The organism is Vibrio sp. 1159, from assembly GCF_033340395.1.
In the GTDB taxonomy this organism is placed as follows: Bacteria; Pseudomonadota; Gammaproteobacteria; order Enterobacterales; family Vibrionaceae; genus Vibrio; species Vibrio alginolyticus.
On the sequence record NZ_JAWOWL010000001.1, the window covers coordinates 170207 to 195180 of the forward strand.

Annotated in this window: 39 protein-coding genes and 1 pseudogene; 32 read left to right on the plus strand and 8 right to left on the minus strand. The window is 45.5% G+C overall.

What is annotated here, in order from left to right:
• Positions 1-5 precede the first annotated feature (5 nt).
• The 4 genes from hslV to priA all read right to left on the minus strand — a co-directional run bounded on the left by hslV (position 6) and on the right by priA (position 4965).
• The gene (hslV, locus tag R7127_RS00785; RefSeq protein WP_014230658.1) at positions 6-557 is read right to left on the minus strand and encodes an ATP-dependent protease subunit HslV; all 552 of its coding nucleotides are present in this window, start codon (positions 555-557) and stop codon (positions 6-8) included.
• Between the two features lie 153 nt (positions 558-710).
• Positions 711-1256, minus strand: a complete 546-nt coding sequence (locus R7127_RS00790; protein WP_014230659.1) for an SPOR domain-containing protein — start codon at positions 1254-1256, stop codon at positions 711-713.
• A 161-nt stretch (positions 1257-1417) separates the two neighbouring features.
• A complete protein-coding gene (gene cytR, locus R7127_RS00795; protein WP_014230660.1) occupies positions 1418-2425 on the minus strand; it encodes a DNA-binding transcriptional regulator CytR in 1008 nt (335 codons plus the stop codon).
• Positions 2426-2760: 335 nt separating this feature from the next.
• Complete coding sequence (gene priA, locus R7127_RS00800; protein ID WP_253644120.1) at positions 2761-4965, minus strand: primosomal protein N'; 2205 nt, start codon at positions 4963-4965, stop codon at positions 2761-2763.
• Between the two features lie 295 nt (positions 4966-5260).
• Between priA and rpmE the strand changes: the two genes are divergently transcribed.
• The 30 genes and pseudogenes from rpmE to rplQ all read left to right on the plus strand — a co-directional run bounded on the left by rpmE (position 5261) and on the right by rplQ (position 19955).
• Entirely contained in the window at positions 5261-5482 is a 222-nt protein-coding gene (rpmE, locus tag R7127_RS00805) for a 50S ribosomal protein L31 (RefSeq protein WP_005379546.1), read from the plus strand.
• 190 nt (positions 5483-5672) lie between these two features.
• Positions 5673-5834, plus strand: a pseudogene (locus R7127_RS00810) (transposase); the annotation flags it as partial.
• A 461-nt stretch (positions 5835-6295) separates the two neighbouring features.
• Entirely contained in the window at positions 6296-6607 is a 312-nt protein-coding gene (gene rpsJ / locus R7127_RS00815; protein ID WP_004410492.1) for a 30S ribosomal protein S10, read from the plus strand.
• A 14-nt stretch (positions 6608-6621) separates the two neighbouring features.
• On the plus strand, positions 6622-7251 hold the full coding sequence (rplC, locus tag R7127_RS00820) for a 50S ribosomal protein L3 (RefSeq protein WP_005379555.1): 630 nt from the start codon (positions 6622-6624) through the stop codon (positions 7249-7251).
• 17 nt (positions 7252-7268) lie between these two features.
• Positions 7269-7871: a 50S ribosomal protein L4 gene (gene rplD, locus R7127_RS00825; protein ID WP_005379556.1), complete on the plus strand. Its 603-nt coding sequence runs from the start codon at positions 7269-7271 to the stop codon at positions 7869-7871.
• Positions 7868-8170 (plus strand): 50S ribosomal protein L23, encoded by a 303-nt coding sequence (gene rplW / locus R7127_RS00830; protein WP_004398471.1) that lies wholly within the window; start codon positions 7868-7870, stop codon positions 8168-8170. The genes rplD and rplW overlap by 4 nt, the downstream gene beginning before the upstream one ends.
• 15 nt (positions 8171-8185) lie before the next feature.
• Positions 8186-9010, plus strand: coding sequence for a 50S ribosomal protein L2 (gene rplB / locus R7127_RS00835; RefSeq protein WP_005383168.1), 825 nt, complete (start codon positions 8186-8188; stop codon positions 9008-9010).
• A gap of 21 nt (positions 9011-9031) precedes the next feature.
• On the plus strand, positions 9032-9310 hold the full coding sequence (gene rpsS, locus R7127_RS00840; protein WP_004394525.1) for a 30S ribosomal protein S19: 279 nt from the start codon (positions 9032-9034) through the stop codon (positions 9308-9310).
• A gap of 10 nt (positions 9311-9320) precedes the next feature.
• Complete coding sequence (gene rplV / locus R7127_RS00845) at positions 9321-9653, plus strand: 50S ribosomal protein L22 (RefSeq protein WP_005383164.1); 333 nt, start codon at positions 9321-9323, stop codon at positions 9651-9653.
• 18 nt (positions 9654-9671) lie between these two features.
• Positions 9672-10370, plus strand: a complete 699-nt coding sequence (rpsC, locus tag R7127_RS00850) for a 30S ribosomal protein S3 (RefSeq protein WP_005383161.1) — start codon at positions 9672-9674, stop codon at positions 10368-10370.
• Positions 10371-10381: 11 nt separating this feature from the next.
• Positions 10382-10792, plus strand: a complete 411-nt coding sequence (gene rplP, locus R7127_RS00855; RefSeq protein WP_005379577.1) for a 50S ribosomal protein L16 — start codon at positions 10382-10384, stop codon at positions 10790-10792.
• The gene (gene rpmC, locus R7127_RS00860) at positions 10792-10983 is read left to right on the plus strand and encodes a 50S ribosomal protein L29 (protein ID WP_005379576.1); all 192 of its coding nucleotides are present in this window, start codon (positions 10792-10794) and stop codon (positions 10981-10983) included. Before rplP ends, rpmC begins: the two co-directional genes overlap by 1 nt.
• Positions 10983-11237, plus strand: a complete 255-nt coding sequence (gene rpsQ, locus R7127_RS00865) for a 30S ribosomal protein S17 (RefSeq protein WP_005379575.1) — start codon at positions 10983-10985, stop codon at positions 11235-11237. The genes rpmC and rpsQ overlap by 1 nt, the downstream gene beginning before the upstream one ends.
• A 162-nt stretch (positions 11238-11399) precedes the next feature.
• The gene (gene rplN / locus R7127_RS00870; protein ID WP_004410450.1) at positions 11400-11771 is read left to right on the plus strand and encodes a 50S ribosomal protein L14; all 372 of its coding nucleotides are present in this window, start codon (positions 11400-11402) and stop codon (positions 11769-11771) included.
• Positions 11772-11784: 13 nt separating this feature from the next.
• The gene (rplX, locus tag R7127_RS00875; RefSeq protein ID WP_005379574.1) at positions 11785-12102 is read left to right on the plus strand and encodes a 50S ribosomal protein L24; all 318 of its coding nucleotides are present in this window, start codon (positions 11785-11787) and stop codon (positions 12100-12102) included.
• Positions 12103-12125: 23 nt separating this feature from the next.
• Positions 12126-12665, plus strand: a complete 540-nt coding sequence (gene rplE / locus R7127_RS00880; RefSeq protein ID WP_005379573.1) for a 50S ribosomal protein L5 — start codon at positions 12126-12128, stop codon at positions 12663-12665.
• A gap of 17 nt (positions 12666-12682) precedes the next feature.
• Positions 12683-12988, plus strand: coding sequence for a 30S ribosomal protein S14 (gene rpsN / locus R7127_RS00885; protein WP_004410442.1), 306 nt, complete (start codon positions 12683-12685; stop codon positions 12986-12988).
• A gap of 29 nt (positions 12989-13017) precedes the next feature.
• Positions 13018-13410 carry a 30S ribosomal protein S8 gene (gene rpsH, locus R7127_RS00890; protein WP_005379572.1) on the plus strand — a complete coding sequence of 131 codons (393 nt, stop codon included), beginning with the start codon at positions 13018-13020 and terminating at the stop codon, positions 13408-13410.
• A gap of 13 nt (positions 13411-13423) precedes the next feature.
• On the plus strand, positions 13424-13957 hold the full coding sequence (rplF, locus tag R7127_RS00895; protein WP_005379570.1) for a 50S ribosomal protein L6: 534 nt from the start codon (positions 13424-13426) through the stop codon (positions 13955-13957).
• A gap of 9 nt (positions 13958-13966) precedes the next feature.
• Positions 13967-14320, plus strand: a complete 354-nt coding sequence (gene rplR / locus R7127_RS00900) for a 50S ribosomal protein L18 (RefSeq protein WP_005379568.1) — start codon at positions 13967-13969, stop codon at positions 14318-14320.
• A 14-nt stretch (positions 14321-14334) separates the two neighbouring features.
• Positions 14335-14838 carry a 30S ribosomal protein S5 gene (gene rpsE, locus R7127_RS00905; RefSeq protein ID WP_004745894.1) on the plus strand — a complete coding sequence of 168 codons (504 nt, stop codon included), beginning with the start codon at positions 14335-14337 and terminating at the stop codon, positions 14836-14838.
• Between the two features lie 7 nt (positions 14839-14845).
• Positions 14846-15022, plus strand: a complete 177-nt coding sequence (gene rpmD, locus R7127_RS00910; protein ID WP_005379565.1) for a 50S ribosomal protein L30 — start codon at positions 14846-14848, stop codon at positions 15020-15022.
• 5 nt (positions 15023-15027) lie between these two features.
• Positions 15028-15462, plus strand: a complete 435-nt coding sequence (rplO, locus tag R7127_RS00915) for a 50S ribosomal protein L15 (RefSeq protein ID WP_005383155.1) — start codon at positions 15028-15030, stop codon at positions 15460-15462.
• A 20-nt stretch (positions 15463-15482) separates the two neighbouring features.
• Positions 15483-16817: a preprotein translocase subunit SecY gene (gene secY / locus R7127_RS00920; protein WP_005379562.1), complete on the plus strand. Its 1335-nt coding sequence runs from the start codon at positions 15483-15485 to the stop codon at positions 16815-16817.
• Positions 16818-16855: 38 nt separating this feature from the next.
• Positions 16856-16969: a 50S ribosomal protein L36 gene (rpmJ, locus tag R7127_RS00925; protein WP_000868186.1), complete on the plus strand. Its 114-nt coding sequence runs from the start codon at positions 16856-16858 to the stop codon at positions 16967-16969.
• A gap of 149 nt (positions 16970-17118) precedes the next feature.
• On the plus strand, positions 17119-17475 hold the full coding sequence (gene rpsM, locus R7127_RS00930) for a 30S ribosomal protein S13 (RefSeq protein ID WP_005383154.1): 357 nt from the start codon (positions 17119-17121) through the stop codon (positions 17473-17475).
• Positions 17476-17493: 18 nt separating this feature from the next.
• The gene (rpsK, locus tag R7127_RS00935) at positions 17494-17883 is read left to right on the plus strand and encodes a 30S ribosomal protein S11 (RefSeq protein ID WP_001118870.1); all 390 of its coding nucleotides are present in this window, start codon (positions 17494-17496) and stop codon (positions 17881-17883) included.
• 27 nt (positions 17884-17910) lie between these two features.
• Complete coding sequence (gene rpsD, locus R7127_RS00940; protein WP_005383146.1) at positions 17911-18531, plus strand: 30S ribosomal protein S4; 621 nt, start codon at positions 17911-17913, stop codon at positions 18529-18531.
• A 24-nt stretch (positions 18532-18555) separates the two neighbouring features.
• The gene (locus R7127_RS00945; RefSeq protein ID WP_005383143.1) at positions 18556-19548 is read left to right on the plus strand and encodes a DNA-directed RNA polymerase subunit alpha; all 993 of its coding nucleotides are present in this window, start codon (positions 18556-18558) and stop codon (positions 19546-19548) included.
• Positions 19549-19574: 26 nt separating this feature from the next.
• On the plus strand, positions 19575-19955 hold the full coding sequence (gene rplQ / locus R7127_RS00950) for a 50S ribosomal protein L17 (RefSeq protein WP_005383141.1): 381 nt from the start codon (positions 19575-19577) through the stop codon (positions 19953-19955).
• A gap of 135 nt (positions 19956-20090) precedes the next feature.
• Here the strand turns inward: rplQ and R7127_RS00955 are convergent, their stop codons facing one another.
• A complete protein-coding gene (locus tag R7127_RS00955) occupies positions 20091-20570 on the minus strand; it encodes a DUF2780 domain-containing protein (protein WP_017820297.1) in 480 nt (159 codons plus the stop codon).
• Between the two features lie 153 nt (positions 20571-20723).
• On the minus strand, positions 20724-21344 hold the full coding sequence (locus R7127_RS00960; protein WP_253644117.1) for an FKBP-type peptidyl-prolyl cis-trans isomerase: 621 nt from the start codon (positions 21342-21344) through the stop codon (positions 20724-20726).
• Between the two features lie 232 nt (positions 21345-21576).
• On the opposite strand from R7127_RS00960, the gene R7127_RS00965 reads away from it, so the two are divergent.
• Positions 21577-22173 (plus strand): LysM-like peptidoglycan-binding domain-containing protein, encoded by a 597-nt coding sequence (locus R7127_RS00965; protein WP_017820296.1) that lies wholly within the window; start codon positions 21577-21579, stop codon positions 22171-22173.
• Between the two features lie 91 nt (positions 22174-22264).
• Here the strand turns inward: R7127_RS00965 and R7127_RS00970 are convergent, their stop codons facing one another.
• Positions 22265-22726 (minus strand): GNAT family N-acetyltransferase, encoded by a 462-nt coding sequence (locus R7127_RS00970; RefSeq protein WP_017820295.1) that lies wholly within the window; start codon positions 22724-22726, stop codon positions 22265-22267.
• 142 nt (positions 22727-22868) lie between these two features.
• On the opposite strand from R7127_RS00970, the gene dbpA reads away from it, so the two are divergent.
• Entirely contained in the window at positions 22869-24248 is a 1380-nt protein-coding gene (gene dbpA / locus R7127_RS00975) for an ATP-dependent RNA helicase DbpA (protein ID WP_005379583.1), read from the plus strand.
• 54 nt (positions 24249-24302) lie between these two features.
• On the opposite strand, the gene R7127_RS00980 is transcribed toward dbpA, so the two are convergent.
• Positions 24303-24881: a Crp/Fnr family transcriptional regulator gene (locus tag R7127_RS00980; RefSeq protein WP_005379584.1), complete on the minus strand. Its 579-nt coding sequence runs from the start codon at positions 24879-24881 to the stop codon at positions 24303-24305.
• Positions 24882-24974: the final 93 nt, after the last annotated feature.

Below are 24974 nucleotides of genomic sequence, written 5' to 3' on the forward strand. Positions count from 1 at the left end.
TACGATTACTCGGCTGGAGCGGCCAGCTCTGCAGTTGATTCTAGCTCTTCTACAGTGTGATTGTGGTTGGTGAATACACAAATATCGCCCGCAATGTTCAATGCTTTTTCTGCGATTTCACGAGCATCCAGATCTGTGTTCTCTAACAGTGCCGTTGCTGCTGCTTGTGCGTATGCACCACCAGAACCGATCGCAATCAAGTCATTTTCTGGCTGAACCACATCACCATTACCGGTGATAATTAAAGATGCAGTTTCGTCTGCAACAGCAAGTAGTGCTTCTAGCTTACGAAGCGCGCGATCACTACGCCAGTCTTTCGCCAGCTCTACAGCGGCTTTGGTCAAATGGCCTTGGTGCATTTGCAGTTTGCTTTCGAAGCGCTCGAAAAGGGTGAAGGCGTCCGCAGTACCGCCGGCAAAACCAGCCAGTACTTTATTGTTGTAAAGGCGGCGAACTTTACGCGCGTTACCTTTCATTACGGTATTGCCTAGAGATACCTGGCCATCACCCGCGATGACGACTTTATTATTTCGACGTACAGATACAATGGTAGTCACAGTCGACCTCTTAATTATTTCTCTTTGGAAGTAATATTGTATATGGGGGATAGGAAAAGGGGATTCAAGGGGAAATTAAAGGATGGGGTTTCGGTGGAGTAGGTTTCTAGTGACCTAGGGCCGATTAAACTGGCCCCAGGTTGTACTTTATCGCTAGAAATTCTCTTTCCAAATCGCACACGGCTCGATTTTAGCGCGTTGCAATTTATGGCGATCTTTCTCTGCATCGCGCTTAAATTTGTATGGGCCTAGAATAATCCGGTACCAAGAGCTGCCTTCTTTCTTAACAATTTTGCTGGTTAAGCCCTGGAAAGCGATGGCGAGCTTACGCTCTTCTGCCTGTGCCTGGGTCTTATAAGCGCCACACTGCATGATGTAAGGGATTTTCGAGACTTGAATCTCTTTGGCGACCACTTCCACTTCGCGATTTGGGAGAGATTCTACGTATTCCCATTTTTCTTCGGGTGGGGGAGGTAAATCTGTCTTTGCCTTAGGCTTGCTGACTGGAGCCGTTGATTGCTGCACAACTTGTGGCTGGGGCTCTGGATCATTGTTTAGCAAATATAGCCCATAGCCAAAACCACCCACTAGCACGATTGCCAGTAGACCACTACGCCAAGGTTTCTTTCTTGAAGGCTGTTTTTTTGTCGACTTTTTTGGGGTACCACGCCCCCTTCTTACATAATCTTTGTTTGCCACGGTCATTTCTGGTCATCAAGAATTCTTCCAAATATGTTAATCCAGAACGAGTTGAGAAAACACCCTGTTTCTCTAATCTTGATAGATACATATAAAAAAGCAGCACCAAATGAGTGCTGCTTTTAATGGACAGAAACTTAACTGCTCTTAGCGAGAAAAGCTTACGCTCGCTGAGGAGGCGCCGCACTTCCGCGCACAATCAGGTTAGTCTCCAGAAGACGAGATCCAGAATGCACATCGTGGCCTTTTAAAAGCTCTAACATCATTAGCATCGCTTGTCGGCCAATCTCGTAGCGAGGCTGAGAGATAGTCGTTAACGGTGGATCACAGTACTGCGCGAAATTGATGTCATCAAAACCTACGACCGATAGATCTTGTGGTACACGGAAGCCGAGTTTTTTCGCTTCTTGAATGGCGCCGATTGCCATCGTGTCACAGTGGCAGAAAATCGCGGTTGGTGGTTCCGCTAGTTCCAGCAGTTTACGCACTGCTTTTGCTCCGCCGTCAAAAGAGAACTCGGTGACAATACTGTATTGTGGGTCTTTATTGATCCCTGCACGACGCAGCGCTTGCTGGTAGCCTTGCTGACGGAATTGGCACAATACCGCGGTATCAGGACCTGAAATTTGCGCAATACGTTTGTGGCCAAGCTGAGTCAGATAATTGACCGCTTCAAAGGCAGAAGTCAGGTTATCGATATGAACGGTTGGCAGTTCCAGCTCAGGCGCAAATTCACACGCCATGACCATTGGTGGCAGGTTTTTCTGCTCTGGCTTACTCACATCAAACGGTAAGTCAGTACCAAGTAGCAGCATCCCGTCTGCTTGCTTTGTAAATACCAAGTTTACGAATGAGCTTTCGCGTTTCTTCTGCTGGCCACTGTCTCCAAGTAAAACCAGGTAGCCGTGCTCCATCGCTGCATCTTCGATACCACGGATGATTTCGGAAAAGTAAGGGTCGCAGATGTCAGGAACGATCGTAACAATGGTTTTCGATTCGTTTCGTCGTAAATTACGCGCTAATGAATTTGGTGAATAACCTGCTTCGAGTACCGCGTCTTCAACTCTTTTTCTGGTTGAAGAGGAGACTTTCTCCGGATTCATTAATGCTCGAGATACCGTCGCGGTAGACACTCCCGCAAGCTGGGCAACATCCTTCATTGTCGCCATAGTTTTTTAACCTCTCAAATTGTTCGCCAAGGTGACGTTATTCCCTGTAGTGAAATTACTGTTATTGAGTACAGATAAATTCGCACTTTACCATCACATTTCTGGTGTTTATTTGCCGAGTAAAGTACGTCTTTATTACCAGAACAACACTTCAAATTTGGGGAATCGCTATGGTGTTCATTTAAAGTCTTTTTCTGCAAAGCACTTAAGACTTTACTAATTGGGATAGTCTATTCATTTCTATAGCGAAAGTTACGGTCTGTTTAACAAAATCCACAATGACAACGTGATATGTATCACATTAAAAGGTAATTCATTACATAGCTAAACGTTTGCTAGCTGAGATCCTGTGGTTCTATGTCTAAATTCCAACGTACTTTCTTGGCATTAGGTAACAACTCAATAGCAGGTTTGGCACTGGTTAATAACTTTTGCATTAATGACCGGTGTTGGGTTTGCAGCAAGAGTTGCCAGCGATATTTGCCCGCCCGTTTAGCCAAAGGTGAGGGGGTCGGGCCAAGTACCATACAAGTGTCGTCAAACAGTGGGTGAGACTCCAGCGTAAAACGAACTTGGCGCAGGAAGTCTTCGACTACCTCACTTTGGTTTGCCTCTGCTTTAAATAGAGTCAGGTAACTGTAGGGAGGCAGTTGCGCTAATTTCCGCTCCTCTAATGCGGTCATGGCAAAGTGGCGGTAATCTTTTTGCAGCAGTGCTTGTAACAAACTGTGCTCGGGGTGGTGAGTCTGCAAAATTACTTCTCCAGGCTTACTCGCACGACCAGCCCGCCCCGCAACCTGAATAAAAAGCTGCGCGAGGCGTTCAGATGCCCGGAAATCACTGCTGTATAAAGAGCCATCCACATCCAACAAGGCAACCAGCGTTACGTTGGGGAAGTGGTGTCCTTTAGCAAGCATCTGGGTACCAATTAAAATCTGGAACTCACCTTTACGAATCGATTCAAGGGCATCTTCTAAGCTGCCCTTGCGGCGGGTGCTGTCTCTGTCGATACGAATGGCTTTGTATTCTGGGAAGAGTTGCATCAATTGATGCTCTAACTGCTCTGTGCCGACACCGACTGTTACTAACTGAGTGGAACCACATCCCTGACACTGATGAATTACAGGTTGCTGAGATCCGCAATGATGGCAGCGTATTTCGTTACTGTATTGATGAAAGGTGTAGTAGGCATCACAGCGCTTACACTCGGCTATCCAGCCACATTCATGACACATTAGGGCTGGGGAGAAACCTCGGCGGTTAAGAAACAGCATCACCTGATTGCCCGCTTTTAGGTGTTTACGCATTTCGGCAATCAGTGGCGCAGACAATCCACTTTCTAAATACTGACCTTTTACGTCGAGTACTTTATTGGTGGTCGGCACCGCTGAGCCTGCACGCTGAGTTAGTGTCAGGTGATGATATTTACCCGTCAACGCATTGTGCAGCGTTTCAAGAGCCGGAGTCGCAGAACCCAACACAATAGGCACTTGCTCTTTGTGCGCACGCATTACAGCAACATCACGAGCGTGGTAGCGCAAACTGTCTTGTTGTTTATATGAAGAGTCGTGTTCTTCGTCGACAATAATAATGCCGAGATCGGCAAATGGCGTCAGTAGGGCGGAGCGTGTCCCGATGATAATTCCAGCCGCTTTATCACGAGCCGATAACCAAGCGTTTAAACGTTCGGTATCATTCAATCCTGAGTGGATAACATCAACCGGCACGTTAAAGCGGTGCTTAAAGCGGTTGATAGTTTGTGGTGTCAGGCCTATCTCTGGCACCAGAACTAACGCTTGTCGTCCTTTTTCCAACACTGGCTTGATCAGATTGAGGTAAACCTCGGTCTTACCAGAACCTGTTACGCCCTCTAATAAATAGCAGGCAAAACCACTTTGGCTATTGACGCTGGCGATGGCTAACGCCTGCTCATGGTTAAGTTTGGGTTTGTCGACGTCGTTTTCGACTTGCTGAGGCCAGTTTGAAATCGTTGGCATTTTCTCAATTCGCTCAATCCAACCTTTCTCTTCGACCGATTTCAGCACTGTTGAGGCGATCTCTTGCTCTACAAATTCTTGGTGCGGTACGGCTCCGTCTACCAGGATTTGCAGAACTTTTTGTTGCTTCACGGCCCGACGATCAAGCCCTTGCATCAGCTTGTCTTTACCGGATTCGGTAATTTGCCACTCTTGTAGCGTCGCAAAATCTGCAGGCTTTCCTTTACGTAGAGCTGCTGGCATCGCATTGTGTAGCGTATCTCCAAGTGGGTATTGGTAGAACTGGCTGCACCAATTTAGCAGAGAATAAAGCGTCTCTGGCCATATCGGTTGGGAGTCTAATACCGCTTTGATTGGCTTAAGCTGATCTTTAGGAAAGTCGGAGTGGTTTACCATTGCGGTGACGATGCCAACTAACGTTTGACGTCCAAAAGGTACGGATACGCGCCCGCCAATGATCGGAAACAGGTGCCCCGGAATGGCGTAATCAAATTGTTTGTCGAGCGGAACGGGTAATGCCACTCTAGCAATGGTTGGGCGCATAAATTTTTAGCTATTAAAAAGAGGGAAAGGAAATGAGAGTCTATTAAAATCGGTATGGAAATTCGAGTAAAGCAATATGATTCAGCGTGAATCGTGCCTCTATGATTAGTCTGGCTAAAAAAGTGGCGAAAAAGTTGTCAAATGTGTTGATCCGAGCAATGTGATTCTTTACTATATCGCGCCTTGAGATATGGCTTCGGCAATTAGTTGATGCGGTATCCCATTTTATTATTAATTGCGTGTGGTGTGCGGCTTAGATTCGTATAGCGACACGGCCTACTATTGAGGTTATCCCATGAAAGCTGGTATCCACCCAGAATACAAAGCAGTAAAAGCGACTTGTTCTTGCGGCAACTCTTTTGAGTTCAACTCTACTCTAGGTAAAGAGTCTATCCACCTAGACGTATGTGACAAGTGTCACCCATTCTACACTGGTAAGCAACGTATCGTTGATACAGGCGGCCGTGTTGATCGCTTCAACAAGCGTTTCGGTGCACTATCAAGCGGTAAGAAATAATAGCAGCCGCTATTACGATTACAGTTTAGAAAAGGACGCTTCGGCGTCCTTTTTGTTTTCAGCCCTAAACCACCTACTTCAGTAGGTGGTTATCATCCGCCTCGGCTTTGCCTGTAAATCTACTCATGCTAAATGCATCTTTGATTTTTCCAGAAGTCAAAGAGGACAAATAACATGAGTAGATACAATCAAGTTTCCTCACCTTAGGAAGAACAGGCTTTGGGGTAATCACTTTTGGCAAAGAGGCTATTTTGTCGATAGTGTTGGAATCAATGAAGAAATAATACGCCGATATGTAAGACATCAAGAGAAGCAAGAGCGAGTAGAGCAGCAGCAATTGGCGCTGGACTAAACAAAGGCCCCCTTTTAGGGGGCTCACACAAAGCCACCTTCTTTAGAAGGTGGTAATTTACTTTAATGGTTACCAAGCGAAGAGGGATGTATAGGGTTTGAAATATTCCCGATTATTTTTCACTCAGTGCTTGCAACCTAAAGTGTGAACTGTATAATGCAGCGCACTGGTTAAGCCAGTTGTGAACCAATGAGCAGTGAGGAGCGAGCAAATCTAAGGATTTGTGAGGTAATGTATACTCAGCTTATGTTCGCGGTTAATACAATTAGCTATCTTTTCTTCGGAAAAACTATCCTCAAAGGTGACTTTGGCATATAGGGATAGTTAATCGAAAATTAACTGACAATGCGTCCTAATCTTGGATGCTACGGTTTCACATAAATCAATCGGCATTCTCTCGTCTTGACGAGTTTGAGTGGCGATATTGTTTGTGTAATTTATTAAATTTGGAGCTCTGTCTCATGCAGAACCAACGTATCCGTATCCGCCTAAAAGCTTTCGATTACAAACTAATCGATGCTTCTACAGCGGAAATCGTTGAAACAGCTAAGCGCACTGGCGCACAGGTTCGTGGTCCAATCCCACTGCCAACTCGTAAAGAGCGTTTCACAGTTCTTATCTCTCCACACGTTAACAAGAAAGCACGTGACCAGTACGAAATCCGTACTCACAAGCGTCTAATCGACATCGTTGAGCCAACAGACAAGACTGTTGATGCTCTAATGCGTCTAGACCTTGCTGCGGGCGTTGACGTTCAAATTAGCCTAGGTTAAGGGAGATTAGAAGTATGATTGGTCTAATCGGTCGTAAAGTGGGCATGACCCGCGTATTTACTGAAGAAGGCGTTTCTATCCCAGTAACAGTTGTTGAGGTTGAAGCTAACCGTGTTTCTCAAGTGAAAACTCTTGAAACTGACGGCTACGCAGCAATCCAGGTTACAGCTGGTTCTAAGAAAGCTAACCGTGTAAACAAAGCTGAAGCAGGTCACTTTGCTAAAGCTGGCGTTGAAGCTGGTCGCGGTCTTTGGGAATTCCGTTTAGAAAACGGCGAAGAGTTCGAAGTTGGTTCAGAACTAACTGTTGAACTATTCAACGAAACTAAGAAAGTAGACGTTACTGGTACATCTAAGGGTAAAGGTTTCCAAGGCGCTGTTAAGCGTTGGAACTTCCGTACTCAAGATATGACTCACGGTAACTCATTGTCTCACCGTGCTCCTGGTTCTATCGGTCAATGTCAGACTCCAGGTCGCGTATTTAAAGGCAAGAAAATGGCAGGTCACATGGGTGCTGAGCGTGTAACGACTCAAAACCTAGAGATCGTACGTGTTGACGCTGAGCGCAACCTGCTTCTTATTAAAGGTGCAGTCCCAGGCGCAACTGGCGGCAACGTGATCGTTAAACCAGCTGTTAAAGCATAACGTCTCAGGAGTAAGTAATGGAACTAATGGTTAAAGGTGCCGATGCACTAACTGTTTCCGAAACTACTTTCGGACGTGAGTTTAACGAAGCTCTTGTACACCAAGTAGTTGTTGCGTACGCAGCAGGTGCTCGTCAAGGTACTCGTGCTCAAAAAACACGTTCAGAAGTTTCTGGCGGTGGCGCTAAGCCATGGCGTCAAAAAGGTACTGGCCGTGCGCGTGCTGGTACAATCCGTAGCCCAATCTGGCGTACAGGTGGTGTTACTTTTGCTGCGAAACCACAAGATCACAGCCAAAAAGTAAACAAAAAAATGTACCGTGGTGCTATGAAGAGCATTCTTTCTGAGCTTGTTCGTCAAGAGCGTCTAATCGTTGTTGATAACTTCTCAGTTGAAGCACCAAAGACTAAAGAGCTAGTTGCTAAGCTTAAAGAGCTTGAGCTAACTGACGCTCTAATCGTGACTAGCGAAGTAGATGAGAATCTATTCCTAGCTGCTCGTAACCTATACAAAGTTGACGCACGTGATGTTGCTGGTATCGATCCAGTATCTCTAATCGCGTTTGACAAAGTTGTAATGACTGCAGAAGCAGTTAAGCAAGTAGAGGAAATGCTAGCATGATCACTGAAGAGCGTATCCTAAAAGTTCTACGTGCACCGCACATCTCTGAAAAAGCAACTATGGCAGCTGAGAAAGCGAACACTATCGTTTTCAAAGTAGCTAAAGATGCGACTAAAAAAGAGATCAAAGCAGCTGTAGAAAAGCTATTTGAAGTTGAAGTTAAGTCTGTAAATACTCTTATCACTAAGGGTAAGACCAAACGTCAAGGTCTACGCCAAGGTCGCCGCAGCGACGTTAAGAAAGCGTACGTTACTTTGAAAGAAGGTCAAGATCTTGACTTCGTTGGCGGCGCGGAATAACAGGAGTAGTTAAAAATGGCTATTGTTAAATGTAAGCCGACTTCCCCTGGTCGTCGTCACGTTGTTAAAGTTGTTAACGCTGACCTACACAAGGGCAAGCCATACGCACCTCTTCTAGAGAAAAACTCTAAGAACGGTGGTCGTAACAACAAGGGTCGTATCACAGTACGTCACATCGGCGGTGGTCACAAGCACCACTACCGTGTAGTTGACTTCAAACGTACTAAAGATGGTATTCCAGCGACAGTTGAGCGTCTTGAATACGATCCAAACCGTAGCGCAAACATTGCTCTAGTTCTTTACAAAGACGGTGAGCGTCGCTACATCCTAGCACCTAAAGGTGTTGTAGCTGGTGATGTTATTCAGTCTGGTGTTGATGCACCAATCAAAGCTGGTAACACTCTACCAATGCGTAATATCCCAGTAGGTTCAACAGTACATAACGTTGAACTTAAGCCTGGTAAAGGTGGTCAGCTAGCTCGTTCGGCTGGTGCTTACGCTCAAATCGTTGCTCGCGACGGTGCGTACGTAACTATCCGTCTACGTTCTGGCGAGATGCGCAAAGTTCTTTCTGAAGGCCGTGCAACAATCGGTGAAGTTGGTAACTCTGAGCACATGCTACGTGAACTTGGTAAAGCAGGTGCATCACGTCATCGCGGTATCCGTCCAACGGTTCGTGGTGTTGTAATGAACCCGATTGACCACCCACATGGTGGTGGTGAAGGCCGTACTTCTGGTGGTCGTCACCCAGTATCTCCTTGGGGTATGCCTACTAAAGGCTTCAAGACTCGTAAGAACAAACGCACTGACAAGTACATCGTACGTCGTCGTAACAAGTAATCTATATAAAGAGGAATCGCCATGCCACGTTCTCTCAAGAAAGGTCCTTTTATTGACCTACACTTGCTGAAGAAGGTAGAGAAAGCGGTGGAAAGCGGAGACAAAAAGCCTATTAAGACTTGGTCCCGTCGTTCAATGATCATCCCTACGATGATCGGTTTGACCATCGCTGTCCATAATGGTCGTCAGCACGTACCAGTATTTGTAACTGATGAAATGATCGGTCACAAACTGGGTGAATTCGCACCAACACGCACTTACCGCGGTCACGCTGCGGATAAGAAAGCTAAGAAGCGCTAAGGAGTAGATAATGGAAGCAATTGCTAAACATAACTTTGCTCGCATTTCGCCTCAGAAAGCTCGCTTAGTTGCGGATCTAATCCGTGGTAAATCTGTTGACCAAGCTCTAGAAATCCTAACGTTCAGCAACAAAAAAGCTGCTGCACTAGTTAAGAAAGTTCTAGAGTCTGCTATCGCTAACGCGGAGCACAACGAAGGTGCAGATATTGACGATCTGAATGTCGCAAAAATCTTTGTAGATGAAGGCCCAACCATGAAGCGTATTATGCCTCGTGCTAAAGGTCGTGCGGATCGTATCTTGAAGCGTTCAAGCCACATCACTGTTGTTGTAGCAGATCGCTAGAGACTAGGAGAGTAAGCAATGGGTCAAAAAGTACATCCAAATGGTATTCGTCTAGGCATCGTTAAGCCTTGGAATGCTACATGGTTTGCTAACACCAAAGATTTCGCTGACAACCTAGACGGCGACTTCAAGGTACGTCAGTTCCTTACAAGTGAACTGAAAAAAGCGTCTCTATCACGTATCGTTATCGAGCGTCCTGCTAAGAGCATCCGTGTGACTATTCACACTGCTCGTCCAGGCGTTGTTATCGGTAAGAAAGGTGAAGACGTTGAGAAGCTACGCGCAGCTGTAGCTAAAATTGCAGGTGTACCAGCGCAAATTAACATCGCTGAAGTACGTAAGCCTGAACTAGATGCGCAACTTGTTGGTGACAGCATCGCGTCTCAGCTAGAGCGTCGTGTTATGTTCCGTCGTGCTATGAAGCGCGCAGTACAAAACGCAATGCGCCTAGGCGCTAAAGGTATCAAAGTGGAAGTAAGCGGTCGTCTAGGCGGCGCTGAAATCGCACGTTCAGAGTGGTACCGTGAAGGCCGTGTGCCTCTACACACTCTACGTGCTGACATTGATTACGCAACTTCTTCGGCTCACACTCAATACGGTGTGATCGGCATTAAAACTTGGATCTTCAAAGGTGAAATCCTAGGTGGTATGCCAGCAGCTAACGCTGTAGAGCCTAAAGGCGACAAGCCTAAGAAGCAGCGTAAAGGCCGTAAGTAAGGAGTCGACAGATGCTACAACCTAAACGTACTAAGTTCCGTAAGGTTCAGACTGGTCGTAACCGTGGTCTAGCTAAAGGTACTGATGTAAGCTTCGGCGAATTCGGTCTTAAAGCTGTTGGCCGTGGTCGTCTAACTGCTCGTCAAATCGAAGCGGCACGTCGTGCAATGACACGTCACGTTAAGCGTCAAGGTAAAATCTGGATCCGTGTGTTCCCAGACAAACCAATCACAGAAAAACCACTTGAAGTTCGTCAAGGTAAGGGTAAAGGTAACGTTGAGTACTGGGTAGCCCAAATCCAACCTGGTAAGGTTATGTACGAAATGGGTGGTGTACCTGAAGAATTGGCACGTGAAGCGTTCCGTCTTGCGGCACGTAAACTGCCTTTCAAAACTACATTTGTAACTAAGCAGGTGATGTGATGAAAGCACAAGATCTACGCGAGAAAAGCGTTGAAGAGCTTAACGCTGAGCTAATGAATTTGCTACGCGAACAGTTCAACTTGCGCATGCAAGCTGCGACTGGTCAACTACAGCAAACTCATACTCTGAAAGCTGTACGCCGTGATATCGCACGTGTGAAAACTGTTTTGACTGAGAAGGCAGGCGCATAATGAGCGAAGTAAAACGTACTCAACAAGGTCGTGTTGTTAGCGACAAGATGGACAAGTCTATCACTGTTGCTATCGAACGTTTCGTAAAACACCCAATCTACGGTAAATACGTAAAACGTACGACTAAAGTACACGCACATGACGAGAACAACGAGTGTGGCCTAGGCGACACAGTTGAAATCGCAGAGTGTCGTCCACTGTCTAAGACTAAGTCTTGGACTTTGGTAAAAGTTCTAGAAAAGGCGAAGATTTAATCTCGTTAATTCTATGAAACTAAAGCGGCTCCAAAATATTTTTGGAGCCGTTTATTTTTTGACTACCCAATCACAAAAAAGGGTGGTACAATTCGCGTCCCTTTTAAAGAGGCAGCCCGACCCGTGATGGGTCTAGTTATTAATATTTAGCGGAGCACTAACATGATCCAAATGCAAAGTATGCTGGACGCAGCTGATAACTCAGGCGCACGCAGCGTAATGTGTATTAAGGTTCTGGGTGGCTCTCACCGCCGTTATGCACATATCGGTGACGTCATCAAAGTTACTGTGAAGGAAGCAATCCCTCGCGGTAAAGTTAAAAAAGGTGATGTTCTGAAGGCGGTGGTAGTGCGCACCCGTAAAGGCGTACGTCGTCCTGACGGTTCTGTCATTCGCTTCGACCGAAATGCTTGCGTATTGCTAAACGACAATACTGAGCAACCAATCGGTACACGTATCTTTGGTCCTGTGACACGCGAACTTCGTGGCGATAAGTTCATGAAGATCGTTTCACTGGCTCCAGAAGTTCTGTAAGGAGCACGTAGAAATGGCAGCTAAAATCCGTCGTAATGACGAAGTAATCGTTCTTGCTGGTAAAGACAAAGGCAAGAAAGGTAAAGTAACTAAGGTTCTAGCAACTGGTAAAGTTATCGTTGAAGGTATCAACCTAGTTAAGAAACATCAGAAACCTGTTCCAGCTATGGGTATCCAAGGCGGTATCGTAGAGCAAGAAGCAGCTATCGACGTTTCTAACGTGGCTATCTTTAACGCAGCTACTGGTAAAGCTGACCGTATCGGTTTCCGTTTTGAAGACGGCAAAAAAGTTCGTTTCTTCAAGTCTAACGGCGAAACCGTTTCTAACTAATAGAAGTAATTTGGAGTTCTACTATGGCGAAACTGCATGATTACTACAAGTCGTCTGTAGTCGCTGAACTGACCAAACAGTTCGGTTACACAAGCGTCATGCAAGTCCCTAGAATCGAGAAAATCACCCTAAACATGGGTGTTGGTGAAGCAATCAACGATAAGAAACTGCTAGAAAATGCAGCGTCTGATATGGCAACGATCTCTGGTCAAAAGCCACTTATCACAAAAGCGCGCAAATCTGTTGCAGGTTTCAAAATCCGTGAAGGCTACCCTATCGGTTGTAAAGTAACCTTGCGTGGCGAACGTATGTGGGATTTTCTTGAGCGTTTAATTAACATCGCTCTTCCACGTGTACGTGACTTCCGTGGTGTTAGCGCTAAGTCTTTTGACGGTCGCGGTAACTACAGCATGGGCGTTCGCGAGCAAATCATCTTCCCGGAAATCGACTTTGATAAAGTTGATCGAGTACGCGGTCTAGACATCACTATTACGACGTCTGCTGGTACTGATGAGGAAGGCCGTGCTCTGCTGGCTGCCTTTAACTTCCCATTCCGTAAGTAAGGTGAAGGGTTACTGTTATGGCTAAAAATTCAATGAAAGCACGTGAAGCAAAACGTGCGAAGCTAGTAGCTAAGTTCGCTGAAAAGCGTGCAGCGCTAAAAGCTATCATCAGCGATGTAAACGCATCTGAAGAAGATCGTTGGAACGCGGTTCTTACACTGCAATCTCTTCCACGTGATTCAAGTGCATCACGTCAGCGCAACCGTTGCAACCAAACTGGTCGTCCACACGGTTACCTACGTAAGTTCGGTCTAAGCCGTATTAAGGTTCGTGAAGCTTGCATGAAAGGCGAGATTCCGGGTCTTCGTAAGGCTAGCTGGTAATTGCCACTTAATCATTTGGAGTAAATCATATGAGCATGCAAGATCCGATTTCGGATATGCTGACCCGCGTTCGTAACGGTCAGGCAGCAAACAAAGTTGCTGTAAAAATGCCTTCTTCAAAGCTTAAAGTTGCAATTGCTGCACTACTAAAAGCTGAAGGTTACATCGTTGACTTCGCTGTTGAAGGCGAAGCAAAACCTGAGCTAGAAGTTACACTTAAGTACTTCCAAGCTAAACCAGTAATCGAGCAACTTAAACGTGTTTCTCGTCCAGGTCTACGTGTTTACAAGAAGAAAGATGAACTTCCTTCTGTAATGGGTGGTCTTGGTATTGCTATCGTTTCTACTTCCAAGGGTCTTATGTCAGACCGCGCTGCACGTAAAGCAGGTCTTGGTGGTGAAATCATCGCTTACGTAGCTTAATAAGGAGTAGACTATGTCTCGTGTTGCAAAAGCACCTGTCGCTATTCCAGCTGGCGTAGAGGTGAAACTAAACGGCCAAGAAATCACTGTAAAAGGTGCGAAAGGCGAACTAACTCGCGTTCTTAACAACGCAGTTGTAATCGCTCAGGAAGAAAATAACCTGACTTTCGGTCCTAAAGAAGGTGTTGCTAACGCATGGGCTCAAGCAGGTACTGCTCGCGCTCTAGTTAACAACATGGTTGTTGGTGTTACTGAAGGCTTTACTAAGAAGCTAACTCTTAAAGGTGTAGGTTACCGTGCTGCTATCAAAGGCAACGCTGTAGGTCTAACACTAGGCTTCTCACACCCAGTTGAGCACGAGTTGCCAGCGGGTATTAAAGCTGAATGTCCAAGCCAAACTGAAATCGTGATCACTGGTGCTGACAAGCAGCTAGTTGGTCAAGTTGCGGCTGACATTCGTTCTTACCGTGAGCCTGAGCCATACAAAGGCAAAGGTGTTCGTTACGCAGATGAAAATGTGCGTACTAAAGAAGCTAAGAAGAAGTAAGGTAACACTATGGATAAGAAAGCATCTCGCATCCGTCGTGCTACACGTGCACGTCGTAAGATTGCAGAACTGGGTGCGACTCGCCTAGTTGTACACCGTACTCCTCGTCACGTGTACGCACAGGTTATCGCGGCTAACGGCTCTGAGGTTATCGCAGCAGCTTCTACTGTAGAAAAAGCGATCCGTGAGCAAGTGAAATACACTGGTAACGTTGATGCAGCTAAAGCAGTGGGTAAAGCTATTGCTGAGCGCGCTCTAGAGAAGGGCGTAACTGCAGTTGCATTTGATCGTTCTGGTTTCCAATACCACGGTCGAGTAGCGGCGCTAGCAGAATCTGCTCGCGAAGCTGGTCTGAAATTCTAAGGTAGGGTTGGAAGATGGCTAAAGAACAACAAGTTCAAGCGAATGATTTGCAAGAAAAGCTAATCGCAGTTAACCGTGTTTCTAAAACGGTTAAAGGTGGTCGAATCATGAGCTTCACTGCACTAACAGTAGTTGGTGACGGTAACGGTCGTGTAGGTTTCGGTTACGGCAAAGCTCGTGAAGTACCTGCAGCGATTCAAAAAGCAATGGAAAAAGCGCGTCGTAACATGACTACGATCGCTCTAAACGAAGGCACTCTTCACCACCCAGTGAAAGGTCGCCATTCGGGCTCTAAAGTTTACATGCAGCCTGCTGCAGAAGGTACTGGTGTTATCGCAGGTGGTGCGATGCGTGCAGTACTAGAAGTTGCTGGTGTACACAACGTACTATCTAAAGCGTACGGTTCTACGAACCCTATCAACATCGTTCGTGCAACGATCGATGCACTAGGTAGCATGAAGTCACCAGAAATGGTTGCTGCTAAACGTGGTCTAACTGTTGAATCTATTTCGGAGTAAGAACACCATGGCAACTATTAAAGTAACTCAAACTAAAAGCTCAATTGGTCGTCTGCCAAAGCACAAAGCTACTTTGCGCGGTCTAGGTCTTCGTAAAATCAACCACACAGTAGAACTTGAAGATACTCCGTGTATTCGCGGTATGATCAACAAGGTTTACTACATGGTTAAAGTTGAGGAGTAATCAGAATGCGTTTGAATACTCTAGCACCGGCTGCTGGCGCGAAAACTTCTGCGAAGCGAGTAGGTCGTGGTATCGGTTCAGGCCTAGGTAAAACTGGTGGCCGTGGTCACAAAGGTCAAAAATCACGTTCTGGCGGCAGTGTTCGTCCAGGTTTCGAAGGCGGTCAGATGCCTCTGAAACAACGTCTACCAAAATTCGGTTTCACTTCTCGTAAGAGCCTAGTGTCTGCTGAAGTTCGTCTAGCTGAGCTAGCGAAAGTTTCTGGTGACGTAGTTGATCTAAACAGTCTTAAAGCTGCTAACATCATCACTAAGAACATCGAATTTGTAAAAGTTGTTCTTTCTGGTGAAATCAACAAAGCAGTGACTGTTAAAGGTCTACGTGTGACTAAAGGCGCTAAAGCTGCAATCGAAGCTGCAGGCGGTAAAATCGAGGAATAATCTCGAGGAACGAGGTACAGATGGCTAAGAAACCAGGACAAGATTTTCGTAGTGCTCAGAGCGGCTTAAGTGAACTAAAGTCGCGCTTGTTATTCGTAATTGGTGCACTTTTAGTATTCCGAGCCGGCTCTTTTGTGCCGATTCCTGGTATTGACGCTGCTGTACTTGCCGATTTGTTCGAACAGCAAAAAGGTACCATCGTTGAAATGTTTAACATGTTCTCCGGTGGTGCTCTTGAGCGTGCATCTATATTAGCATTGGGCATCATGCCGTATATTTCGGCATCTATTGTTGTCCAATTGCTAACTGTAGTTCATCCAGCGTTAGCTGAACTCAAAAAAGAGGGTGAAGCAGGCCGTCGTAAGATAAGCCAATACACACGCTACGGCACGCTTGTACTTGCAACCTTCCAAGCTATAGGTATTGCAACTGGCCTACCAAACATGGTCGACAATCTGGTTGTTATCAACCAAACCATGTTTACGCTAATTGCTACCGTAAGTTTAGTAACCGGTACCATGTTCTTGATGTGGTTAGGTGAACAAATTACAGAGCGCGGAATTGGTAATGGTATTTCGATACTAATTTTTGCAGGTATTGTTGCTGGATTGCCTTCTGCAATCGGTCAAACAATCGAGCAAGCGCGTCAAGGTGAATTGCATGTACTTCTTCTGTTGCTAATCGCGGTATTAGCTTTTGCAGTAATTTACTTCGTTGTTTTCATGGAACGTGGTCAACGCCGAATCGTCGTTAACTATGCGAAACGTCAACAAGGTCGTAAAGTATTTGCTGCGCAAAGCTCGCACTTGCCTCTTAAAATTAACATGGCAGGTGTAATTCCAGCGATTTTTGCATCAAGTATTATCTTGTTCCCAGGAACATTGGCTCAGTGGTTTGGTCAAAACGGTGAGAGCAGCGCGTTCGGTTGGTTAACTGACGTGTCTTTGGCTCTTAGCCCAGGTCAACCGTTGTATGTAATGCTTTATGCAGCAGCAATTATCTTCTTCTGTTTCTTCTACACGGCGTTGGTTTTCAACCCACGTGAAACAGCAGATAACTTGAAGAAGTCTGGTGCATTCGTACCCGGTATCCGCCCAGGTGAGCAGACAGCGAAATACATTGATAAAGTAATGACACGTCTAACCCTTGCTGGTGCACTGTACATTACCTTTATCTGTCTGATTCCCGAGTTCATGATGGTCGCGTGGAACGTACGTTTCTACTTCGGCGGTACATCGCTACTAATCGTAGTTGTTGTAATTATGGACTTTATGGCACAGGTACAGACTCATCTGATGTCTCAACAGTATGATTCTGTGTTGAAGAAAGCGAATCTGAAAGGCTACGGCCGTTAATCCGGCGGTAGACTCAGTTTCATTTACGGAGTTTAGCAATGAAAGTTCGTGCTTCCGTTAAAAAAATCTGCCGTAACTGTAAAGTAATCAAGCGTAACGGTGTCGTTCGCGTGATTTGCAGTGAGCCAAAGCACAAACAGCGCCAAGGCTAATTAGCAGAAATTTTTACTTGAAAATGAAGGTTGGGTCGAGTATATTCCTCGGCCTACCTTTTGCGTGCAAAAGAAGTAGTATTCCGCAGCGTATCCATAACGGGCTTTGCTGCGGCTAATTCTTTTATAGAAACACTTAGGAGTGAATAATGGCCCGTATAGCAGGCATTAACATTCCTGATCAGAAACATGCAGTAATCGCTCTAACAGCGATCTACGGCATCGGTAAAACTCGCTCTCAAGCTATCCTAGCTGAAGTGGGTATTGCTGAAAATGTTAAGATCAGTGAACTAACTGAAGAGCAGATCGATCAACTGCGTGATGGTGTAGCTAAGTACACTGTAGAAGGTGATCTACGTCGTGAAGTATCTATGAACATCAAGCGTCTTATGGACCTTGGCTGTTACCGTGGTCTTCGTCATCGTCGCAGTCTACCACTACGTGGACAGCGTACTAAAACCAACGCTCGCACCCGTAAGGGTCCGCGTAAGCCGATCAAGAAATAATCGGGAAGGTAGAGTACAATGGCTAAACAACCAACTCGCGCTCGTAAGCGCGTACGCAAGCAAGTTGCAGATGGCGTTGCGCACATCCATGCTTCTTTCAATAACACAATCGTAACCATTACTGACCGTCAAGGTAACGCTCTTGCATGGGCTACTGCAGGTGGTTCTGGTTTCCGTGGTTCTCGTAAGTCTACTCCGTTCGCTGCACAGGTTGCTGCTGAGCGTTGTGCTGAAATGGCTAAAGAATACGGCCTAAAGAACTTGGAAGTTATGGTTAAGGGTCCTGGTCCAGGTCGCGAATCTACTGTTCGTGCACTAAACGCCGCTGGTTTCCGCATCACAAACATCGTTGATGCTACACCAATCCCTCATAACGGTTGTCGTCCACCTAAGAAACGTCGCGTATAACGTTTCTAGGACAATTGGAGAAGAATCATGGCAAGATATTTGGGTCCTAAGCTGAAGCTTAGCCGTCGTGAAGGCACTGACTTATTCCTTAAGTCTGGTGTTCGCGCGATCGATACCAAGTGTAAAATTGATAACGCACCAGGTGTACACGGCGCTCGTCGCGGTCGTCTATCTGAGTATGGCGTTCAGCTTCGTGAGAAGCAAAAAGTACGTCGTATGTACGGCGTTTTAGAAAAACAATTCCGTAACTACTACAAAGAAGCTGCTCGCCTAAAAGGCAACACTGGTGAAAACCTACTTCAGCTTCTTGAAGGTCGTCTTGATAACGTAGTTTACCGCATGGGCTTTGGCGCAACTCGCGCAGAAGCACGTCAGCTAGTTAGCCACAAAGCTATCCTAGTAAACGGTAAAGTTGTAAACGTTCCTTCTTTCAAAGTAGCGGCTAATGACGTTGTTTCTATTCGCGAGAAAGCTAAACAGCAAGCTCGTATCAAAGCAGCTCTAGAAGTTGCTGAACAACGTGAAAAACCAACTTGGATTGAAGTAGATGGTGGCAAGATGGAAGGTACATTCAAGCGTATGCCTGAGCGTTCTGATCTATCAGCTGACATCAACGAACAATTGATCGTCGAGCTTTACTCTAAGTAAGGTTTAAACTAAAGAGAGGACACAATGCAGGGTTCTGTAACAGAATTTCTTAAGCCACGTCTAGTTGACATCGAACAAATCAGCTCGACTCACGCAAAAGTAACTCTTGAGCCATTAGAGCGTGGCTTTGGTCATACTCTGGGTAATGCACTTCGCCGCATCCTTCTATCTTCTATGCCAGGTTGTGCTGTAACAGAAGTAGAAATCGAAGGCGTACTTCATGAGTACAGCACGAAAGAAGGCGTTCAAGAAGATATTCTTGAAATTCTTCTAAACCTTAAAGGTTTGGCTGTGCGCGTTGCCGAAGGCAAAGATGAAGTGTTCATTACTTTGAACAAATCAGGCTCGGGCCCTGTGGTTGCAGGTGACATCACCCATGATGGTGATGTAGAGATCGCTAACCCTGAACACGTAATTTGTCACCTAACGGATGACAACGCTGAGATCGCAATGCGTATCAAAGTTGAACGTGGTCGTGGTTATGTTCCAGCTTCTGCGCGTATCCATAACGAAGAAGACGAGCGTCCTATCGGTCGCCTACTAGTAGATGCTACTTACAGCCCAGTAGACAAAATTGCCTACGCTGTAGAAGCAGCTCGTGTAGAACAGCGTACTGATCTAGACAAGCTTGTTATCGATATGGAAACAAACGGTACTCTAGAACCTGAGGAAGCAATCCGTCGTGCAGCTACTATCCTAGCTGAACAATTGGATGCATTCGTAGATCTTCGTGATGTACGAGTTCCTGAGGAGAAGGAAGAGAAGCCAGAATTCGATCCGATCCTACTGCGTCCTGTAGACGATCTTGAACTAACAGTTCGCTCTGCTAACTGTCTGAAAGCAGAAGCGATTCACTACATCGGTGATCTAGTACAACGTACTGAGGTTGAGCTACTTAAAACGCCTAACCTTGGTAAAAAATCTCTTACTGAGATTAAAGACGTACTTGCGTCACGTGGTCTGTCTCTGGGCATGCGCCTAGAAAACTGGCCACCTGCATCAATCGCTGAAGATTAATCGATACTAGTTAGAAGGATTAGGTCATGCGCCATCGTAAGAGTGGTCGTCAACTCAACCGCAACAGCTCACATCGCAAAGCGATGTTCAGCAACATGGCTAGCTCTCTAGTACGTCATGAAGTTATCAAGACTACTTTGCCAAAAGCAAAAGAGCTACGTCGCGTAGTTGAGCCTTTGATTACACTAGCTAAGACTGACAGTGTTGCTAACCGTCGTCTAGCATTTGCACGTACTCGTGACAACGAAGTAGTTGCAAAACTATTTAACGAACTAGGTCCACGTTTTGCTGCTCGTCAGGGCGGTTACACTCGTATCCTAAAAGCTGGCTTCCGTGCTGGTGATAAAGCTCCAATGGCTTACATTGAGCTTGTAGATCGCCCAGCTGCTGAAGAAGCTGCTGAGTAATCAGTTCGTAAGAACGAGAAAGCCGAGCATTAGCTCGGCTTTTTTGTATCTGTAATTCAGTAAACCTTTATATCCAGCCTGCATTTATTTCAACCCATGCAGACTGGCAATTTAAAAAGTGATTATCACTTACGCTTATTTACTAGTATTCCACAATCCGCCCAACGAACTTAGAAGCCCTTCGCTAGCGCCTTGCTTGTTCAAGTAATCCAAGATGACTGGAGCAAACTGACTGATCATAGATGGGTCTAAACCTAACGTATCGAATGCACTTTTGACTGCACTGATATTCTCAATATTTCCTAGTAAGCTTTGTGCTCCTTGCAAGTTTGAAAGTCCAGGAATCAAAGACTGTAATTCACTACTATTTTCTTGCGAAAGCTGGCTTTGAGCCAAAGCGAGTAGCGCACCACTGCCTCCGGCTGCTTGCTCAGTGGATACTGGTAATTGGCTAGTTAGCATGTCTGTTAATGGAGATGACTCGGTGTTCAAGCTGCTGCCGACCATGTCCATCAGGCCACTTTCTTTACTTTTTTGAGTGACTGAATCTAAGAATGCGTGCGCACTACCAATGTTGATTGATAGGAGTGCTAGAGTTAGGAGTGTTTTACGCATAGTACCTCCAAAGGTTGAGCGTTTTTTAAAAGTGATTTTATTTTTAAAGGCTATCAGAGTGAAAGGTTCAGAGGTGAGAAAGTCTATTCAGTTTAGACAAAAAAACGGCGCTAGTGCGCCGTTTTATTTAATCATAATTGAAAATGGTTTCAATTAGATAATATCTAATAGTTCTACTTCGAAAACTAAAGCTGCAAATGGAGGGATAGCCGCACCAGCGCCACGCTCACCGTACGCAAGATCTTGTGGTACGTATAGCTTCCACTTAGAGCCAACAGGCATTAGTTGTAGTGCCTCTACCCAACCTTTGATTACACCTGTAACAGGGAATTCAGCAGGTTGACCGCGAGATACAGAGCTATCGAATACAGTACCGTCAGTTAGCTCACCGTGGTAGTGAACGCGAACTGAGCTTTCTGATGTAGGAACTGCACCAGTACCTTCAGAAATGATTTCGTACTGAAGACCAGAGTCTAGAACGTTAACTTCAGGTCGTAGAGCGTTGTCTTTTAGGAACGCTTCGCCTTCTGCTGCCGCAATTTTTGCTGCTTCTTGGCGAGCTGTTTCTGCACGAGTGTGAAGTTCTTGTAGTGCTTTGTTGATTTCATCAATTTCGATTGATGGCATGTCACCAGTTAGTGCTGTTGCAATACCCGCTGCGATAGCATCAACGCTAAGACCTTCAAGACCAGAGCCTGCAAGTTGCTGACCCATTTGCAGACCAATGCCGTAGCTTGCTTTTTGTTCTGCAGTTTCAAATTTAATTTCAGACATGAATGTCGCTCTTATTAGGAGTGATAAAGGTAACAGGATATCAGTTTCGAGCTTAGGTTTAAATGATTGCGACTGAATGCTTAATTGAGGCGGCCAGGTTGTGACTTATCTCTTACTCCAAGTGAAATTTCTGCTAATTTAATCCCAATTCCATTTTAGTTTGGTGAAAAACATATACTCTCCGCGTCGGTATTTTTATACTGACCGTAGAAGTATTAAGGGACTCATTACAATGAATCGTCGCAGAAAGAAAAAGCAGCAAGTCGACTATGTCGAATTGGTTAAACAAAAATTCGCTGCTATCGACTGGAAGCAGCCGTTCAACAAAGAGCAATGGTTGGAGCGTATACAGCCTGTTAAGCAGTTTTGGTTGCGTCTGCCTAAATTTCATCAGCGTGCTTTGATGGTCTTAGTGCCATTGATTCTGGTACTCCTTGTTATTCCTTTGCCAAATAAAACAGATCAACCAGTTGAGCAGACTGAGGTCGATCATCAACGCGTAGCGATTGAGCTGAACGCGCAGAGTTTAAGCCAGCAGAGAACCTCTCAGAACTCTGGACCGAAATCTGAAGACTGGAAAGAGTACACGGTTAAAAATGGTGATACATTAGCGCAGGTTTTCAGAAGTAATCAGCTCTCTATGGCGGATCTTAGCGCTCTAGTCAAAATAGAAGGCAGTGATAAGCCGCTAAGCCAAATAAAGCAGGGACAGTTGATTCGCTTTAAGCTTAGTGACGAAGGCGAGTTAGATATGCTACAGCTGGAAAAAAGCGGGCGGTCCGTTATGTTTTTCCGTTTATCGGATGGGACCTTTGGACGTAACAAGTAAACGCTTCAAATGAAAAGACGCGAAGATATAGCGTCTTTTTAGTTAGTTTTTCATAGCGATTAGTTTTCATAGTAACCAATCGAGTTGAAGCTTATAGCGCTACGGATTCTTTCCGCATATCCACATGAGGGATACCATCTTCAAGATAGCACTCTGAGATAACCTTGAATCCATGACTAGCATAAAACTGGATGAGGTGTTCTTGAGCACCTATATCTATTGTCTGTCCTGGCCATAATGTTTCGCATTGTGCCAAGGCCTTGTCCAATAATTTATGACCTAAGCCACCGCCTCGCGCGGTCTGCTTTGTCACCACTCGACCAATACTCACATTGTCATACGTAGTGCCTGCGGGCAGTAATCTTGCGCAAGCAACCAGTTCATCACCGTGATAGCCTATTAGATGATAAACGCCTTCCAGCGTGTCCTTACCATCAAGTTCAGGGTAAGGGCAGGTTTGTTCAACAACGAATACATCCACACGCAATTTCATCATTTCATACAGCTGCGTGGTTGTTAGCTGAGCAAAGGGCAAAGTAATCCAAGTGAGCATGTTGTTATCCGTAATGAGAATAGAGTGACTGACTTTACTTTGTTTTGAGCTCATACTCATTAACAAAGGTTAATTAGCACTGGTTTTCCCACCAAATCTGGTGATAATGTGCCCTCTTTCCATCTCACCTGAGGATATCCCCGTGAGCAAACAAACATTCGATCAAGTTGGGCTTAACCCAGCGTTACTCGCCACACTTGATTCCCTGAACTATACCCACATGACGCCAATTCAAGCTTTGAGCTTGCCTGCAATCCTAAAACATCGTGATGTCATCGGGCAGGGTAAAACGGGCTCAGGTAAAACCGCTGCATTTGGTTTAGGGGTTTTATCGAACCTCAACGTCAAACGCTTTCGTGTCCAGTCATTAGTATTGTGTCCAACACGTGAGCTTGCAGATCAAGTAGCGAAGGAAATTCGTACTTTAGGTCGCGGCATTCATAATATTAAAGTGCTTACTCTCTGCGGTGGGATGCCAATGGGGCCACAAATTGGTTCGTTAGAGCATGGTGCGCATATCCTAGTTGGTACTCCTGGTCGTATTTTGGATCACCTTGAGAAAGGCCGAATTGATCTTAGCGAACTGAATACCTTGGTGCTAGATGAAGCTGATCGCATGTTGGACATGGGTTTCCAAGACGCATTAGATGCAATCATCGATGCAGCGCCAAAGCAGCGCCAAACTCTACTTTTCAGTGCTACTTTTCCAGAGAAAATTGAGCAAATTGCGCAGCGTATAATGCAGACACCGGAAGTGATTAAGGTGGAATCGACGCATGATACCTCAAGCATTGCGCAGTACTTCTATAAAGTTGAAGGCTCGGAAGCACGTGATGAAGCGTTGGCGAATTTGCTGCTGACTCACCAGCCAGAGTCCGCGGTGGTTTTTTGTAATACCAAAAAAGAAGTGCAAAGTGTCGCAGATGAGTTGCATCACAAAGGATTCAGCGTTATCGATATCCATGGGGACTTAGAGCAGCGTGAACGCGACCAAGCATTGGTGCAGTTTGCTAACAAGAGTGTGTCTATCCTTGTTGCAACAGACGTTGCGGCGCGTGGCTTAGACGTTGATAATCTTGATGCTGTCTTTAACTTTGAGCTATCACGCGATCCTGAGGTTCATGTGCACCGTATTGGTCGTACAGGTCGTGCGGGTAGTAAAGGTTTAGCGTTTAGCTTTTTTGGTGAGAAAGACGGTTTACGTGTAGCTCGTATTGAAGAATACCTAGAGATGGACGTGGTACCAGCAACATTGCCTGCCAAATCAAATCAGCAGCCATACCAAGCGAAAATGGTGACGATTAACATTGATGGCGGTAAGAAACAGAAAGTACGACCGGGTGATATTTTAGGTTGTTTGACAGGAAAAAATGGTATTCCAGGCTCTCAAGTCGGAAAGATTCACCTATTCCCTGTGCGCGCTTATGTTGCCGTCGAAAAGTCTGTGGCTAAAAAGGCTCTACAAACCATTAGTAACGGCAAGATGAAAGGGCGCCAGTTCCGGGCGCGAATTCTTAAATAGCTCAAATAGCAGAGAAAAAGCTCTTCGTTTGAAGAGCTTTTTTCTTTTTTGAGTTTATTTGAGAGTGTGATCTTTGGTTAAGCGTGCTTTGATTCGACTCAAACTGATTGGCGTAATGCCCAGGTAGGCCGCAATTTGACTATCGGTAATACGTTGCTTTAAATCTGGGTAATGAGCGCAAAATAATTGATATCGTTCCTCTGGAGAGTAGAGCAACATAAAGCGTTCTTTATTCTCTTTATTAACCAGTTGGTTTTCGAGTAGCTTTAAGTAAATGGCGTGCTTTTCTGCTCGCCAGTGATGCAACGTTTCAATTGGCAAGCAAAATAGCTGACAAGCGCTCAGCGTTTCCAATAAGTAAGGCGAAGGTTGGTCCTTTATTATGCTCTCAAACCCGATAACCCAGTCCTTCTCCCAATAAAATTCTTTACTGAATTCTTTGCCGTGCTCCGTGAGATAGCTTGCGTGGCATAACCCCTCAATGATGAAGTAAAGGTGTGAGCTCAACTCCCCTTGGTGATTAAGAATGTGGCGTGTAGGCAGTTCGAGCAACTCACCATTTTCAATAAGTTGGTTTGCTTCTGTCTCTAAAAAGCCATGATTGACTAAGTCTGAAAAAAGATCGATGTGCATGTGATAACTCGGAAACGGTTTTCTTTATTTTAACGGGTTTTATTGATAACAAAAAAGCGGCTCATGAGAGCCGCTTAGTGTTGCTGTCAAATC

Excerpts from the sequence above, each read along its gene's own strand:
- cytR (WP_014230660.1), bottom strand. The coding sequence starts at position 2,425 with ATGGCGACAATGAAGGATGTTGCCCAGCTTGCGGGAGTGTCTACCGCG.
- priA (WP_253644120.1), bottom strand. The coding sequence starts at position 4,965 with ATGCGCCCAACCATTGCTAGAGTGGCATTACCCGTTCCGCTCGACAAA.
- rpmE (WP_005379546.1), top strand. The coding sequence starts at position 5,261 with ATGAAAGCTGGTATCCACCCAGAATACAAAGCAGTAAAAGCGACTTGT.
- rpsJ (WP_004410492.1), top strand. The coding sequence starts at position 6,296 with ATGCAGAACCAACGTATCCGTATCCGCCTAAAAGCTTTCGATTACAAA.
- rplC (WP_005379555.1), top strand. The coding sequence starts at position 6,622 with ATGATTGGTCTAATCGGTCGTAAAGTGGGCATGACCCGCGTATTTACT.
- rplD (WP_005379556.1), top strand. The coding sequence starts at position 7,269 with ATGGAACTAATGGTTAAAGGTGCCGATGCACTAACTGTTTCCGAAACT.
- rplW (WP_004398471.1), top strand. The coding sequence starts at position 7,868 with ATGATCACTGAAGAGCGTATCCTAAAAGTTCTACGTGCACCGCACATC.
- rplB (WP_005383168.1), top strand. The coding sequence starts at position 8,186 with ATGGCTATTGTTAAATGTAAGCCGACTTCCCCTGGTCGTCGTCACGTT.
- rpsS (WP_004394525.1), top strand. The coding sequence starts at position 9,032 with ATGCCACGTTCTCTCAAGAAAGGTCCTTTTATTGACCTACACTTGCTG.
- rplV (WP_005383164.1), top strand. The coding sequence starts at position 9,321 with ATGGAAGCAATTGCTAAACATAACTTTGCTCGCATTTCGCCTCAGAAA.
- rpsC (WP_005383161.1), top strand. The coding sequence starts at position 9,672 with ATGGGTCAAAAAGTACATCCAAATGGTATTCGTCTAGGCATCGTTAAG.
- rplP (WP_005379577.1), top strand. The coding sequence starts at position 10,382 with ATGCTACAACCTAAACGTACTAAGTTCCGTAAGGTTCAGACTGGTCGT.
- rpmC (WP_005379576.1), top strand. The coding sequence starts at position 10,792 with ATGAAAGCACAAGATCTACGCGAGAAAAGCGTTGAAGAGCTTAACGCT.
- rpsQ (WP_005379575.1), top strand. The coding sequence starts at position 10,983 with ATGAGCGAAGTAAAACGTACTCAACAAGGTCGTGTTGTTAGCGACAAG.
- rplN (WP_004410450.1), top strand. The coding sequence starts at position 11,400 with ATGATCCAAATGCAAAGTATGCTGGACGCAGCTGATAACTCAGGCGCA.
- rplX (WP_005379574.1), top strand. The coding sequence starts at position 11,785 with ATGGCAGCTAAAATCCGTCGTAATGACGAAGTAATCGTTCTTGCTGGT.
- rplE (WP_005379573.1), top strand. The coding sequence starts at position 12,126 with ATGGCGAAACTGCATGATTACTACAAGTCGTCTGTAGTCGCTGAACTG.
- rpsN (WP_004410442.1), top strand. The coding sequence starts at position 12,683 with ATGGCTAAAAATTCAATGAAAGCACGTGAAGCAAAACGTGCGAAGCTA.
- rpsH (WP_005379572.1), top strand. The coding sequence starts at position 13,018 with ATGAGCATGCAAGATCCGATTTCGGATATGCTGACCCGCGTTCGTAAC.
- rplF (WP_005379570.1), top strand. The coding sequence starts at position 13,424 with ATGTCTCGTGTTGCAAAAGCACCTGTCGCTATTCCAGCTGGCGTAGAG.
- rplR (WP_005379568.1), top strand. The coding sequence starts at position 13,967 with ATGGATAAGAAAGCATCTCGCATCCGTCGTGCTACACGTGCACGTCGT.
- rpsE (WP_004745894.1), top strand. The coding sequence starts at position 14,335 with ATGGCTAAAGAACAACAAGTTCAAGCGAATGATTTGCAAGAAAAGCTA.
- rpmD (WP_005379565.1), top strand. The coding sequence starts at position 14,846 with ATGGCAACTATTAAAGTAACTCAAACTAAAAGCTCAATTGGTCGTCTG.
- rplO (WP_005383155.1), top strand. The coding sequence starts at position 15,028 with ATGCGTTTGAATACTCTAGCACCGGCTGCTGGCGCGAAAACTTCTGCG.
- secY (WP_005379562.1), top strand. The coding sequence starts at position 15,483 with ATGGCTAAGAAACCAGGACAAGATTTTCGTAGTGCTCAGAGCGGCTTA.
- rpmJ (WP_000868186.1), top strand. The coding sequence starts at position 16,856 with ATGAAAGTTCGTGCTTCCGTTAAAAAAATCTGCCGTAACTGTAAAGTA.
- rpsM (WP_005383154.1), top strand. The coding sequence starts at position 17,119 with ATGGCCCGTATAGCAGGCATTAACATTCCTGATCAGAAACATGCAGTA.
- rpsK (WP_001118870.1), top strand. The coding sequence starts at position 17,494 with ATGGCTAAACAACCAACTCGCGCTCGTAAGCGCGTACGCAAGCAAGTT.
- rpsD (WP_005383146.1), top strand. The coding sequence starts at position 17,911 with ATGGCAAGATATTTGGGTCCTAAGCTGAAGCTTAGCCGTCGTGAAGGC.
- R7127_RS00945 (WP_005383143.1), top strand. The coding sequence starts at position 18,556 with ATGCAGGGTTCTGTAACAGAATTTCTTAAGCCACGTCTAGTTGACATC.
- rplQ (WP_005383141.1), top strand. The coding sequence starts at position 19,575 with ATGCGCCATCGTAAGAGTGGTCGTCAACTCAACCGCAACAGCTCACAT.
- R7127_RS00955 (WP_017820297.1), bottom strand. The coding sequence starts at position 20,570 with ATGCGTAAAACACTCCTAACTCTAGCACTCCTATCAATCAACATTGGT.
- R7127_RS00960 (WP_253644117.1), bottom strand. The coding sequence starts at position 21,344 with ATGTCTGAAATTAAATTTGAAACTGCAGAACAAAAAGCAAGCTACGGC.
- R7127_RS00965 (WP_017820296.1), top strand. The coding sequence starts at position 21,577 with ATGAATCGTCGCAGAAAGAAAAAGCAGCAAGTCGACTATGTCGAATTG.
- R7127_RS00970 (WP_017820295.1), bottom strand. The coding sequence starts at position 22,726 with ATGCTCACTTGGATTACTTTGCCCTTTGCTCAGCTAACAACCACGCAG.
- R7127_RS00980 (WP_005379584.1), bottom strand. The coding sequence starts at position 24,881 with ATGCACATCGATCTTTTTTCAGACTTAGTCAATCATGGCTTTTTAGAG.